This is a genomic window from Aeromonas dhakensis, from assembly GCF_000820305.1.
GTDB classification, from domain to species: Bacteria; Pseudomonadota; Gammaproteobacteria; order Enterobacterales; family Aeromonadaceae; genus Aeromonas; species Aeromonas dhakensis.
In genome coordinates, this window is sequence record NZ_CDBH01000044.1 from 1 (window position 1) to 14,389 (window position 14,389).

General features: G+C 57.7%; 9 protein-coding genes. 4 read left to right on the top strand and 5 right to left on the bottom strand.

Annotated elements, in window-relative coordinates:
* A partial coding sequence (locus BN1143_RS10390; RefSeq protein ID WP_042050538.1) for a leucine-rich repeat-containing protein kinase family protein occupies positions 1-817 on the bottom strand: 817 nt, incomplete at its 3' end.
* A gap of 321 nt (positions 818-1,138) precedes the next feature.
* Between BN1143_RS10390 and BN1143_RS10395 the strand changes: the two genes are divergently transcribed.
* Both BN1143_RS10395 and BN1143_RS10400 read left to right on the top strand, forming a co-directional pair.
* Entirely contained in the window at positions 1,139-1,903 is a 765-nt protein-coding gene (locus BN1143_RS10395; protein ID WP_042050539.1) for an SDR family oxidoreductase, read from the top strand.
* A gap of 51 nt (positions 1,904-1,954) precedes the next feature.
* The gene (locus BN1143_RS10400; protein ID WP_042050540.1) at positions 1,955-2,782 is read left to right on the top strand and encodes a bifunctional transcriptional activator/DNA repair enzyme AdaA; all 828 of its coding nucleotides are present in this window, start codon (positions 1,955-1,957) and stop codon (positions 2,780-2,782) included.
* 321 nt (positions 2,783-3,103) lie between these two features.
* Here BN1143_RS10400 and BN1143_RS10405 read toward each other — a convergent pair whose 3' ends face one another.
* The 4 genes from BN1143_RS10405 to guaB all read right to left on the bottom strand — a co-directional run bounded on the left by BN1143_RS10405 (position 3,104) and on the right by guaB (position 11,032).
* Complete coding sequence (locus tag BN1143_RS10405) at positions 3,104-6,952, bottom strand: hypothetical protein (protein ID WP_042050542.1); 3,849 nt, start codon at positions 6,950-6,952, stop codon at positions 3,104-3,106.
* Positions 6,953-7,244: 292 nt separating this feature from the next.
* Positions 7,245-7,517 carry a hypothetical protein gene (locus BN1143_RS22640; protein ID WP_010633780.1) on the bottom strand — a complete coding sequence of 91 codons (273 nt, stop codon included), beginning with the start codon at positions 7,515-7,517 and terminating at the stop codon, positions 7,245-7,247.
* 378 nt (positions 7,518-7,895) lie between these two features.
* Positions 7,896-9,485 carry a glutamine-hydrolyzing GMP synthase gene (gene guaA / locus BN1143_RS10415; RefSeq protein WP_042050544.1) on the bottom strand — a complete coding sequence of 530 codons (1,590 nt, stop codon included), beginning with the start codon at positions 9,483-9,485 and terminating at the stop codon, positions 7,896-7,898.
* An 83-nt stretch (positions 9,486-9,568) separates the two neighbouring features.
* Entirely contained in the window at positions 9,569-11,032 is a 1,464-nt protein-coding gene (guaB, locus tag BN1143_RS10420; RefSeq protein ID WP_005301581.1) for an IMP dehydrogenase, read from the bottom strand.
* Positions 11,033-11,496: 464 nt separating this feature from the next.
* On the opposite strand from guaB, the gene BN1143_RS10425 reads away from it, so the two are divergent.
* Together BN1143_RS10425 and BN1143_RS10430 are read left to right on the top strand one after the other, a co-directional pair.
* Positions 11,497-13,365, top strand: a complete 1,869-nt coding sequence (locus tag BN1143_RS10425) for a potassium transporter Kup (protein WP_042050545.1) — start codon at positions 11,497-11,499, stop codon at positions 13,363-13,365.
* A gap of 236 nt (positions 13,366-13,601) precedes the next feature.
* On the top strand, positions 13,602-14,387 hold the full coding sequence (locus BN1143_RS10430; protein ID WP_042050547.1) for an energy transducer TonB: 786 nt from the start codon (positions 13,602-13,604) through the stop codon (positions 14,385-14,387).
* The last annotated feature ends 2 nt before the right edge of the window (positions 14,388-14,389 follow it).

Here is a 14,389-nt window from a genome sequence, read left to right on the forward strand (position 1 = left end):
CCCGCCCCTCGACCCCGACCAGATGGGGATGACGGCCAGCCGCCAGCGACACCGCCAGCTCGCAGCGGGGCAGCCCATCGCTGGTCACCGCCCCCTTGAAGCATTTGACCGCCACCGCCCGCGGCCCCGCCGGTGTGGCCAGCTCGGCGCGATGGATGACGCCGGACGCCCCCTGCCCCAGCTGCTCGCCCACCTTGAGTTCAGCCCACGGGATATCGGCCACCGAGGCGCACTGGCCCAGCCGCTGCTCCTGCCTGTCGCTGAAGGGGTTGCCTGCATACGCCAGCCAGGCGAGACGCGGCAGTCTCACCAGCCAATCCGGCAGCACCTCGAGCCGGTTGGCGGCGATACGCACCAGCTCCAGACGCTGGCAGTTGGCCAGGCTTGCCGGCAGCTCGCGCAGGCGGTTGCCCGAGAGCATCAGCTTTTGCAGGGCGCCGCACAGACCCAGCTCGTCGGGCAACTGCTCGATGGCGTTGTCGGTCAGGATCAGCCAGCGCAGCCCCGCCGGCAGCGACGCGGCGGGCACAGTGGCAATCCTGTTGGCCTTGAAGCCTACCATGGTGAGCGCCGGGCAGCGCCCCAGCACCTCGGGCAGCTCGGTAAAGCGGTTCTCGGAGCAGAAAATGATGCGCAGCTTGCTGAACCCGGCCAGCTCGTCAGGCAGCCGACTCAACTGGTTGCCGGTGAGGTCCAGCACCTCCAGCGTCTCTTTGAGACTGAAGATCTCGGGCGGGAACTCCGTCAGGTTTTCGGCGAGTTTGAGGTGGCGGGCGCCGCAGAGTTCACCTGCGCGCAGCTGTTCCAGGGTATGCATGACATCGTCTCTATCGGGTGGCCGACTCGCGGCCAACGTCGCTGCCGGTGGTTGGCCCGGCAGTCAAACCGGCAGTCAAAAAAGAGGGGGCATTATAGAGAATGACGGCAGAAGATCCCCTGTTTTGTTGCCGCAAGGGTCTGCACCGGCGCACGGTGCCGTGATAGGGGGCAAAGAGAGCAAGATCCGGGTCGTGTCAGCGAGGGCTGGTTGCCATAGTGGAGCCGAACCAGAGTGGGGTCGAACCCATTGAGGTTCCAACCCACTGCCAACCCTGTGCGCCACTTAGCTGGCGCACAACACACCAGCGAGGGAACTGCCATGTCATTACTGTCCAACAAGGTCGCCATCATCACCGGCGCCAGCTCCGGCATCGGCCGCGCCAGCGCCATCCTGTTTGCCCGGGAAGGGGCCAGCGTGGTCGTCGGCGCCCGCCGCCAGCCCGAGCTGGATCTGCTGGTGGAGGAGATCCGCCATGAGGGGGGACAGGCGGTGAGCCTGGCGGGGGATGTGAAAAGCGAATCTTACGCCCGCGCCCTGGTGGATCTCGCGCTGACCCGTTTCGGCGGACTCGATATCGCCTTCAACAACGCCGGCACCACGGGGACGCCGGGCAGCGTGCCGGCGCTTGGACTGGCGCAGTGGCAGGAGACCCTGGATACCAACCTCACCAGCGCCTTTATGGGAGCCAAGTACCAGATCCCCGCCATGCAGGCCCGCGGTGGCGGCTCGCTTATCTTTACCTCCACCTTCGTCGGCCATACCCTGGGGCTGCCCGGCATGGCGGCCTATGCCGCGAGCAAGGCCGGCCTCATTGGCCTGACCCAGGTGCTGGCCGCCGAATATGGGGCACAAGGGGTGCGGGTCAACGCCCTGCTGCCGGGGGGCACCGACACCCCCATGGGACGGGCCTTTACCGATACGCCGGAGAGCCTCGCCTTTGTGCAGAATATGCATGCCCTCAAACGGCTGGCCCAACCGGAGGAGATCGCCCGCTCGGCCCTTTATCTGGCGTCCGATGCATCCAGCTTTACCACCGGCATTGCTCTGCTGGCCGATGGTGGGGTATCTATTTGTCGCACATGACCTTGTCGCACCCAAGATCCTGTGGCTGCAAACCTATCGTGAGAGCGCCTTATGTCTGATTACGCCCGCATCGCCGATGCCATCCGTTTTATCGCAAGCCAGGTGGCGCGCCAGCCCACCCTGGACGAGATAGCGGCGCACGTTCACTTAAGCCCCTTTCACTTCCAGCGGCTGTTCAGCCGCTGGGCCGGGGTGACACCCAAACGCTATCTGCAGGTGCTGACTCTGGAGCGGGCCAAGGCACTGCTGCAGGAGTCACGCCCGCTGCTGGAAGTGGCCGATACCCTGGGCCTGAGCAGCGGCTCGCGGCTCTACGATCACTTCGTGCAGCTCGAAGCGGTGACGCCGGGCGAGTACAAGCAACGCGGGGCCGGGCTGGTTATCGATCACGGGGTGCACGACACCCCCTTCGGCCAGGCGTTCGTCGCCCTGACCCCGCGAGGGGTGTGCAACTTCTCGTTTCTCGATGAGCAGGATCCACAGACGCCACTGGCCGCCCTCGCCCACAACTGGCCAGAGGCAGAACTTAGGGAGGCACCGTCACGTACCCAGGGGGTCATCCACACCATGTTCGATGGCAGCAAGGCGCCGGATCGCCCCATCTCCTTGCACGTGAGCGGCACCAACTTTCAGATCAGCGTCTGGCGGGCGCTGCTGCAGATCCCGCCCGCCAAGGTGGTGAGCTACGCCCAGGTAGCGAGCGCCGTCGGTAACCCCAAGGCCGCCCGCGCCGTGGGGCTGGCGGTGGGCGCCAACCCCGTCGCCTTGATGATCCCCTGCCACAGAGTCATCCAGCAAAACGGCAAACTCGGCGGCTATCACTGGGGCGAGACCCGCAAACAGGCGATACACGCCTGGGAAGCGGCGAGGTATGAGTAAACTTGGCCTTTTCTGCTTGCCCTGATGGGGGAGAAACTGGAGTGTTGGTGGTGACTCAGCAGACAATCAGGTCACGCCGAACGAGCAGGCAGCGATATAAAACGGGAACATGAGAAGAATCGGGGCGCAGATCGCCCCCTTTGTTGCTTTGGTTACGGAGCATGGCGATCAGCAACACCACCACATCAGATTGACGAAACACGTAGGGTGCAATAAGCGCAGCGCATTGCACCATTTGCCGAGCGGCTTTTGTGCAAGGAATGAGGAACAAAAGTAGAGGTGCAATTTCATTGCACCCTACGGGCTTGAAACAGACAGTTCTTATTCAAACCGCTGCTCATGTTCCATATCCTCCCGCTGCTCTCGTTCTTTCTGGCGCTCGATTAGCTGAACCAAGTTTGCAGAGACTGTTTGAGCCGCAGTCGAAATATCTGCTCTTTCATGCTCAACCAACTTATGAATTGCCTTCGCTCTGGACTGCATTACTTTGGCTCGGCTACCAGACCAAGATGAAGGAGTGACACGCTCGGCGAATATTTCCAGAACAATAGCTGGCTCAGGAGATGCCTCAAGCAGCCTGAGAGCTAACTCTGACATCCTGAGTCCTTCAATCTCGTCATCCTTTTCCCACAAGTTAATACTTGCTGCAATAGCTACCCATACGCGGGGCTCATTTCGGGCACAACACCACGAAATCAGAAAATCCATATTAATATGGGCAAGAGGTGAGAATCGTAAGTCTCTATTACAAATAAAAAACTGCCGTCGTTCTTGTTGCTCTTCAGTGCCTTCAAAGACTCGATTTAAAAATGCTTCTGGCATCAGCGCAGCTGTTGTCTCAACGGCGCTTTCATATGAATGAACGTAACCATAGTGCAGATCAACAACAGCAAAAATCGCGTCCAACCACTCCTGTTTTTCTGGCTCATTGCCATCGAAACGTAATGCAGCATTGATGACGCACTCCATGTTGTAACCATCCCCCCCATAGGAATCACAATGATCCTTTGGCAGACTCAGCCTCGCAGCTTTAAGACCTATTTGTCGAAAATCAGGGCCAAGCTTGTCCGCGGTCCCTTCTTCACCGTGTAACCGCATACTTAGCGCACGCAGCACCACATCACTACCTCCCGGTTTACTCAGGAGCTGTATCGCAAGATCGAGTACTCGGCCTCTGGACAAATCCTCGTATTCATCACGCCATAGAATTGTTTCATACATATTCGGGTGAATATCAGGGTCATCCATAATCGCCATACAACGATCCAGGTCGGCTTCTGTGAAGCTCCTTCGAGGATGCAGCTCAACCAAACCGTGTCGAAGTTGAGGATGTTGTGCACACTGATCAAGTAATGCCTTTGCAAGAGCTGGCTCGATACGGTCAACTTCTTCGATAAAGCCCTCAAACACTGACAAATTTTTATGTCCTGCAGGCTGTAGATCAAGATACTCAACAAGTTTTAGCCAAGCGGAATATAAATCCTCCCCCCCCTTGGCCAAACCTTCCCCGAATGCTGAACGGTAAGGCATGTAGTCATTAGAAAATAGATTAGGCCCCAGCTCATCGAAATTATGGCTTGATACCACAAACTCCTCACCCAATTGGAATGCCTTGGTTTTAAGTCGCCTTTCGGCTTCCTGATACTTTTTATGATCGTTGTGATCAAAACCGGTATCCAGCGTCCAAGGACCATGTGCTCTGCTGAGCACATACATCATGATTGTCGGAAGCAAATCATGAGGCTCCAGCTCTTTCTCCAGTACAATAAGGGAATCTGGTATGGGCTCAACATTACTCGTTTTTTTGCTCTTGGTATGATGATGGAAATAGATCATCGTACGAATGGCTTTCCAACCTTCGCCCCAAGGATGATGTTCATGTAATTTTCGAGCAGCATCGATAAGCTTTTCCCTTATCGCTGACTGGCCCCACATCCCTCGAAATGTATCAGCCATGATCTGTCGTGCGGGGACTTCAAGAGTAGGATCACCAGAAGTGCCCAACTGTACGGTTACATCGATAAAAGTAGTGCGCCATTCTACAAGTTCATCATGACTAGGGTGAAGTCCATAGTCTCTCGGTCGAGCACCAAACGCATTACTTCCAAAGCCAGTCCAGCGATCCTCGAGGGCTGTCGAAAGCATCTTGAAACCCAATGATTTACGTCTAGGAACATCAGATGAAAAGCATTCATTCATAATGGCAATGCGTTGTTCTAAAGTAGCATGCGTTCCGGATAGATATGCTTGGAAGAAATTAGTTATCTTCGTTATCAGCAAGTTATTGCCATCGTTCTCCTTCTCATAATCAGCTAGATGAATAAGAAGTCTGATACACCGTTTGAAGGCTTTTGATTCATAAGCCAATACACATAACAGATTAATAATTGATGTTCGTCGTGAATTATAACCCGGTTTCATACCCATAAAACCAGAGGAAACAAGTACAATCTCAATCCTGTCGAGCAAGTATTCAGGTGCTACTGGTGCGATATAATCCAGCATTCGTGCCGATATATCGTCCAATGTAGTTATTCGCCCTAATAACCCATCAGGTTCAAGCCAATTCTTCACAATCTCTTTCGCCACAGGATGATCGTGCAACAGCCCTAACCTGTGCGCGAATGACATGAGTAAGCGTTGGTTGCCATGAATTTCAAAAATCGCTCTTAGTTGATTAACCGGAATACAATTCAGTGCCGATGACGCCAGCCTGTTGGCAATTACATGAGGCAAAATAGCCCGCCAATGAGCCCTCTTCTGTACGATATGGCGTTCTGACAACCTGCTTGTTGCTCGGAACAACTGGCTCACGGAATGCCCCGAGATAGATCCCAATACCTCCAGTTCGTTTTGCCCTTCCTCAACCGATGAAACTGAAAATGAATAGACCAGAGACAATATTTCAGCTTGCTCCCGTAAACCATCATCCGGATTGTTTCGCTGTTCGAACAAACGGTTAAATAACTGTGCATCTGAAAGCTGGGCCAGACTTTCACCTTCCTCCACTCTCTCGGCAATAGCCAAAGAAACGCGTGCATTACCATCAGAAAACTCTGCTATTCGGCGGGCGTTGTTCCGACCGATATTGGGAAAACGACAGAGAAGAAGCTGTTCGGCAACCTCAGGCCCCACCGCTTCAATCTGGATGACCTCTGTGGTCTGAGGCTTGTCATCTTTAATGTCATACTCAACAGTAATAAGGCTGATCGTACTATTGGCCGCTACTTTACTGGCTAGAAGTGTGTGCAATTCAGAAGGGCAATTATCAAGGATCATAATGGCCCGTCGCCCCTCAGCAATCAGTCGATCCAGCATTGCTGTTGCAGAGGGCTCTGGGTTTTCACCGGTATCAACATAAACTGCGATAGTCCGATCGAGCGCATCTGCTCCGACCGTTTCATCGAAAAGAGCCTGTACAATTCGGGTCTTTCCAACACCGGATAATCCCGTAATGCGGACTGCTTTATTGGTTGAACGAACCAGCTCACGCATTGGCCCGATAGCCTCCTGAATGGCTAGCTGTTGCCCTTTTCCTGATGGCAGAGTAATTATCACCCCTGGTGCTGAAATCAAGGTATCTTCTGACCCCTGAGGCGGATTACTCCAAGCCCCATATGGCTGCCACCCAGAATATCCCTGACCGAGTATTTTTTGGGCCCAGAGCATGACTGACGGGTGCTGCCGCAACCATTGCGCCAGTTTCGAGCGGTCGTAAAAATCCAAGTGAATATTGGAGCGGTTAAGTTCATCCGCTACCGCATACTGCATTGCTTGCAGGCGATCCACTTTCATAAGAGGAGAACAATCATCATCCAAGCTGACGATGATATAGCTCCCTCCCTTTGCCACTTGCTCAGAGATCGTCGGTGATAATGCCCCATCAGTAGTCATTTCTGAGGTTATCGCAGCCCTCGGCATTGGATGCTTTTTGGCTTGAAAAATCGTATCAGGTCTCTCAATAAAGCCAGTGCTCATTTGCTCGACCGGTACTTTAACGTGCACATCGATACCGCCATCGGGAGCATTTATAGAGCCTGACCAGTGTACATAAGCAGGGCTATGACCATGGGCTGCAATTTCCGCCTCGGCAAGGCGCGCTATTAACTCTTCAAGCTGGGTATCAGAGAGCCGGAGTAAGTCGTCTTTCTCAATATCAAAAATCGCCACGATGCCCTCTGATGCTTCCGAGTTAGAAGACCACTATGTTATTCACATGCAAATCAATTATCTACTTGTACAGGAAATGGTGTGACCTATATCGGGGGGTGATTACATTTCGACCAAAAAATCTACCCATATTAACAGTCACATGAGTTTCATTCCTCCACAGTTCTGTTGTCTGAAAAATATTGACATGCAAACTCCTGTAATAAGAAAGACGCCCTAGGGCGTCTTTCTTATTAGTGGGTTTGGAGCCAACAGGTTGGAGGCTATTCTCCCACCTTGCCCCGCAACCCAATCAGATCGGGGTGATGGAAGTGATATGGGCTGAGCCATCCAGCGACTGGAAGATCTGCACCACGGCTTCCCCGTGGATCGGGTTGGGCAGCGGCACCGTGGTTTTGCATTTGAAGCGGTAGTTGGTGCCGGCGACGACCTGGGTGGAGACTTCAAAGGGGGTGTACTGCACCCCGACAAATCCTTCCAGTGCCTGGTTGAATACGGCCTGATCTTTGGCGCTCAGCTTGTGGTAGGCAGTCCATCCGCCCAACAACACTGCTTGTTCTGACATAACAAACCCTCCGTGATCTCTTGTCCCTACTCGTTTGGCTGTTCGGGTTCCGCCCCGTTTATTCAAGTGGTGTCCGGACTCCACCGGGGGCCATACCAGATTTGGTATGTCCGGTGTCGACAGTGCACATGAAGGCGTTGCTGTCGTCACCCTCCCCTGCTGCCACGACCCTCGCCTCACAGCATCGGTCTCAATTGGCATGGCTGAGCCTAGTGCGAGATCCATAAAACACCCCCTGTCATATCTGACAGAGGCAGGGAGGCGAGAAAGCGGCTAGCGAAGGGAAAAATGAGGCGCAAACGATTGGAAAAAGAAAAGACGCCGCAAGGGCGTCTTTTTTACATTTTTATGCTTGAAGGGCGAAAGGGCGTTAGCCGCTTATTCCCATTCGATAGTTGCGGGCGGCTTGCCGGAGACGTCGTACACCACGCGGGAGATGCCGTTGATCTCGTTGATGATGCGGTTCGACACGTGGCCGAGGAAGTCGTACGGCAGATGGGCCCAGTGGGCGGTCATAAAGTCGATGGTCTCGACGGCGCGCAGGGCAATGACCCAGTCATATTTGCGGCCATCGCCCATGACGCCAACGGAGCGCACCGGCAGGAACACGGCGAATGCCTGGCTGACCTGGTTGTAGAGGTCGGCCTTGTGCAGCTCTTCGATAAAGACGGCATCGGCGCGGCGCAGAATATCGCAGTACTCTTTCTTCACTTCGCCAAGGACGCGCACGCCCAGACCCGGGCCCGGGAACGGGTGACGGTAGAGCATGTCGTAGGGCAGACCCAGCTCGAGGCCCACGCGGCGCACTTCGTCTTTGAACAGCTCGCGCAGCGGCTCCACCAGCCCCATCTTCATCTCTTCCGGCAGGCCGCCGACGTTGTGGTGAGACTTGATGACGTGGGCCTTGCCGGTCTTGCTGGCGGCGGATTCGATGACGTCAGGATAGATGGTGCCTTGCGCCAGCCACTTGGCGTTTTTCAGCTTTTTCGCTTCATCGTCAAACACTTCGACGAACACGCGGCCGATGATCTTGCGCTTGGCTTCCGGTTCATCAACACCGGCCAGGGCGGAGAGGAAGCGCTCTTCGGCATCGACCTTGACGATGTTCAGACCAAAGTGGTCACCAAACATCTCCATCACCTGGGTGCCTTCGTTCAGGCGCAGCAGACCGTTGTCGACGAAGACGCAGGTCAGGCGATCGCCGATGGCGCGGTGCACCAGCATGGCGACCACGGAGGAGTCCACACCGCCGGAGAGGCCCAGGATCACCTCGTCGTCACCCACCTGCTCGCGGATGCGGGCAACGGCGTCGTCGATGATGGTGGCCGGGGTCCACAGGCATTCGCAGCCGCAGATGTCCTTGACGAAGTGCTCCAGCATGCGGGCACCCTGACGGGTGTGGGTCACTTCCGGGTGGAATTGCACGCCGTAGAAACGCTTGGCCTCGTTGGCCATGGCGGCATGCGGGCAGGTGGCGGTCTGGGCGATGGTGGTGAAGTCGGCCGGGATGGTGGTGACCTTGTCGCCATGGCTCATCCAGACATCCAGCAGGGCATTGCCGTTGTCGGCGATGGCATCTTCGATGTTGCGCAGCAGCGCGCTGGTCTTACCGGCGTTGCCCAGCACTTCCACCTTGGCGTAACCGAATTCACGCTCGGTGGAGGATTGCACCTTGCCACCCAGCTGCTCGGCCATGGTCTGCATGCCGTAGCAGATGCCAAACACCGGCACGCCGGCGTTGAACACGTACTCGGGGGCGCGCGGGCTGCCCGCTTCGGTGACGGACTCGGGGCCGCCGGAGAGGATGATGCCGCTCGGATTGAATTCGCGGATCTGCTCTTCGGTCACATCCCAGGCCCACAGTTCGCAGTAGACGCCGATTTCGCGCACGCGGCGGGCGATCAGCTGGGTGTACTGGGAACCGAAGTCGAGGATAAGGATACGGTGCTGGTGAATGTCTTTAGTCATTTTATTCCTGCATCAGGCTGCTGTTGTCACAAAAAGCACGGGATAAAAAAGGGGTGGAGAAACGGGGCCGCAGCCCCGTTTTATCAGCCCATCCGGTAGTTGGGGGCTTCTTTGGTAATGGTCACGTCGTGAACGTGGGACTCTTTCATCCCGGCGCCCGAGATGCGCACGAATTCGGCCTTGGTGCGCATGTCGTCGATGGTGGCGCTGCCGGTCAGGCCCATGGAGGAGCGCAGACCGCCCATCTGCTGGTGGATGATCTCTTTGAGGCGGCCCTTGTACGGCACGCGCCCTTCGATCCCTTCCGGCACCAGCTTGTCGGCGGCGTTGTCGGTCTGGAAGTAGCGGTCGCTGGAGCCCTTGGACATGGCGCCCAGAGAACCCATGCCACGGTAGGATTTGAAGGAGCGGCCCTGATAGAGCTCGATCTCGCCCGGCGCCTCTTCGGTACCGGCAAACATGGAGCCCACCATGACGCAGCTGGCGCCCGCGGCGATGGCCTTGGCCACGTCACCGGAGAAGCGGATACCGCCATCGGCAATCACCGGGATGCCGGTGCCTTCCAGCGCGTCGACGGCGTCGGAGATGGCGGTGATCTGGGGCACACCCACGCCGGTCACGATACGGGTAGTACAGATGGAGCCCGGGCCGATACCGACCTTGACGGCGTTGACGCCGGCAGCGGCCAGCGCCTTGGCGCCCGCGGCAGTTGCGACGTTGCCGCCGATGATCTGCAGATCAGGGTAGGCTTCGCGGGTCGCCTTGATGCGATCCAGCACACCCTGGGAGTGGCCGTGGGAGGAGTCGATCAGCAGCACGTCCACACCGGCTTCCACCAGGGCGGCGACGCGCTCTTCGTTGCCGGCACCGGCACCGACGGCGGCACCGACCCGCAGACGACCCTTGTCGTCTTTACAGGCGTTCGGCTTGCGCTCGGCTTTCTGGAAGTCCTTGACGGTGATCATGCCCTTGAGTTTGAAGTCGGCGTTGACCACCAGCACCTTCTCGATACGGTGCTTCTGCATCAGGCCGACCACCTCTTCACGAGGCGCCCCTTCACGCACGGTGACCAGACGATCCTTCTGGGTCATGATCTGTTCGACAGTCTGGGAGAGATCGGTCACGAAGCGCACGTCACGACCGGTGATGATGCCCACCAGCTGGTTGCCTTCGGTCACCACCGGATAGCCGGCGAAACCGTTCTTGTGACTCAGCTCCTTGATCTGGGCGATGGTCAGGTCAGGGCGTACGGTGACGGGGTCGGTGACCACGCCGCTCTCGTACTTCTTGACCTTGCGCACTTCTGCAGCCTGCTGCTCGATGGACATGTTCTTGTGGATAAAGCCGATACCGCCTTCCTGGGCCAGTGCGATAGCCAGACGGGCTTCGGTCACTGTGTCCATGGCAGCGGAGATCATGGGGATGTTCAGGCTGATGGCAGAGGTCAGCTTGGTACGCAGATCGGCAGTATTGGGAAGAACTTCGGAGTGGGCGGGAACCAACAGTACATCGTCGAAGGTTAACGCTTCTTTGGCAATCCTGAGCATGGCAATATCTCACCGTTGAGGAAGTGGGGGTGTAAAATATTGCCGACGAAGTTTACTCACGCATTGGTCACTGGTAAAGAAGTTTTTTGAATTTTTTATGGCGTTTTGACCTTTTCAGCCGCCAAGACGCTAAAAACCCAACAATTTTCGTCATAAAACGGCCGTTTGCAGGCAAAAGAGTTGCCTCATTGCGGTTTTATGCAAAAATGCCCCCGTTTAATTTTTTCAGGCAGCCCCGCAACCCCTCCCCCGTCACAGACCCGTTGGCACCTGTCGAGCGCCCTCGCAAACCGGGTCACTCGCCCTTGGCAAGTTCGTCAACAACTAAGCTGAGCTGCGCCGTATCCGAACTGGTTCACCCGGGTTGGCACGTTCAGCTAAGTGACCTTTTCACGGCGCGGGTTTGCTTTGAGCCAGCGCCTGCGTATCATGATTAACATTCTGAATTGAAATGGAATTTCATGATGAATCACGGACACCCGCAAGGGCGCATGGCCATAACCCTGGCGGCACTGGGGGTCGTCTATGGCGATCTTGGCACCAGCCCGCTCTACGCCCTCAAGGAGAGTTTCGCCGGACACCTGGGCCTGCAACCCACGCCGGCGGGGATCCTCTCCATCGTCTCCCTCTTCTTCTGGACCATCATGATCGTGGTCTCATTCAAATATGTGCTGCTGGTGCTTCGGGCCGACGACAAGGGAGAAGGGGGGATCCTCACCCTCGCCTCGCTGGCCTCCCGCCGCCTCCCGGCCAAGCCGCGCGCCCTGCTCATGATGCTGGGTCTGGTCGGTGTCGGGCTCTTCATCGGGGATGCGGTGATCACCCCCGCCATCTCGGTGCTCTCGGCGGTCGAAGGGTTGCAGGTGATCACCCCGGAGCTGGCGCCCTTCGTGCTGCCCATCACCCTCACCGTACTGGTGATCCTGTTCGGGGCCCAGCATTACGGCACCGCTGGCATCGGCCGCCTGTTCGGCCCGGTCATGCTGCTCTGGTTCGGGGTGCTGGCGGCGCTCGGCGCCTATGAGATCGGGCAAAATCCCGCCATCCTGCAAGCCATCAACCCGCTCTACGCCCTCGATTTCATGGCCAGCCGACCGGGTGTTGCTTTCATCACCCTGGGGGCCGTCGTGCTCTGCGTCACCGGCACGGAGGCGCTCTACGCCGACATGGGCCACTTTGGCCGTGGTGCCATCCGGCTGGCCTGGGGCTCTCTGGTGATGCCGGCCCTGCTGCTCAACTACTTCGGCCAGGGGGCCCTGCTGCTGCGCAATCCCGCCGCCATCGAAAATCCCTTCTATCTGCTTGCCCCCTCCTGGCTGGCCTTTCCCCTGTTGATCCTCGCCACCCTGGCCACCGTCATCGCCTCCCAGGCGGTGATCTCGGGCACCTACTCGGTGGTGCGCCAGGCCATCTTGCTCGGCTACCTGCCGCGCCAGGAGATCCGCCACACCTCGGAGCACGAGATAGGCCAGATCTACCTGCCGCTGGTGAACTGGCTGTTGCTGGGGGGCATCGTCATCGTCATCCTCTGGTTCCAGAGTTCAAGCAATCTGGCGGCCGCCTACGGCATCGCGGTGACCGGCACCATGGCGCTCACCACCCTGCTGTTGATGGTGGTGGCCGCCCGCCGCTGGAAGTGGTCGCGCTGGCTGATTGCGCTGGTATGCGCGCCGCTGCTGCTGGTCGATGTCACCTTCTTTGCCGCCAATACCACCAAGTTTCTGGCCGGTGGCTGGCTCCCCATCCTGTTCGCGCTGCTGGCCATCCTGGTGATGACCACCTGGAAGCGCGGACGGGAGCTGGTGCTCGACAAGCTGGAACACAAGTCACTGGCGCTGAAAGGGTTTGTCGACAACATGCAGGCAGACCCGCCGCTGCTGGTACCCGGCACCGCCGTGTTTCTCTCGAAATCGGTGCAGGTGGTGCCCCACGCCATGCTGCACAACCTCAAACACAACAAGATCCTGCACGAACGGGTCATTTTTCTGACCGTTCAGATCAAGGATGAGCCCTGGCTCTCCTTCAAGGAGCGCATCGAACTCACCCACCTTGGCGAGGGGTTCTGGCAGGTGGTCGCCCACTTCGGCTACAAGGAGGTGCCCTCCATGGAGGAGATCTTCCAGGCTTGCGCCCAGGAGGATCTGAAGGTCACCATGGCCAAGACCTCCTTCTTCCTCTCCCACGAGCACCTGGTCAGCACAGATCTGCCCGGCATGGCGCGCTGGCGAGAGGGCCTGTTCGTCTGGATGAACCGCAACTCCCTCAAGGCGACCGACTTTTTCCATATTCCCGCCAACCGGGTGGTGGAGCTCGGGGTATTGCTGGAGCTGTAACCCGCAGCCGCCACTCATTACCAGAAGGCGGCGTTGCAACCTGTGAGGCGGCAAAGGGAGCCTGGTGTCGATGCTTATCTCCCGGTTTTTCATCCTGTTACGATTAAAACACGATTGATAATAGTTATTGTTTGATGGGCTATTCGTCGGGCAAGCTTGCGGCATCGGCGCCGGTTCGGGCGCCCTCACACCAGCCGTTTGAGTATGAATATGAAGACTCGTCAGGGAGCCCTGTGATGGACGCCTGCAGCCCGAGACCAACACTGCCCGCCAACGATCCCGACGCCGCCCGTCTCGTTTGCCTTGCCATCTCGATCGCCCTGCATCTTGCCGCCTTCTGGTGGCTCTATGCGCACCAGCCTGCGCCCATCACCCCGCCCTTGCCGCTGACCCTGTCGGCCCGCTGGGTCGGCGAAGCTGCAACCAATGACGCTCCTGCCAAGGCGGCCCCCGCCCCTGCTACCACAGCGCAGCAAATACAAAAAGTGCAGCAAAAGGCCAGGCCGTTACCGACCCCCAAAAAACCGCCGCTCAAGCCAGTTAAAAAGAGCGTCAAGCCGGTGGTCAAATCGCTTAAACACAGCCCCCCACCGGTGCAGCCCACCAAGGTCATGCCGGTGAGCAGTCCGCAACCACCGGTCACCGCGCCCGCCCCTGCGGCGGCGGCAACGGCCGCACAGGCGAGCGGCGGAAGTACCAGTCAGCATCCTGCCCAGAAGGCTGGCGGCGGCGCGGGCAACAGTGCCCCCATCGCCCGCGATGCACGGCTTAACAACCCCGAGCCCCAATATCCCTATGAGTCGAGACGACGGGGAGAAGAGGGGCGGGTCATCCTCAATGTGCGGGTGACGGCCGAGGGCACCGCCGCCTCGGTGGAGGTGGCCAAGAGCAGCGGCTATCGGCGGCTGGACATGACGGCCCGCAAGACCGTCAGCCGCTGGAAATTCATTCCTGCCAGACAGAACAACCTGGCCGTCGAGGCCTCGGCAAGAGTCACCATCATTTTCAAATTAAGGGCTTGAAC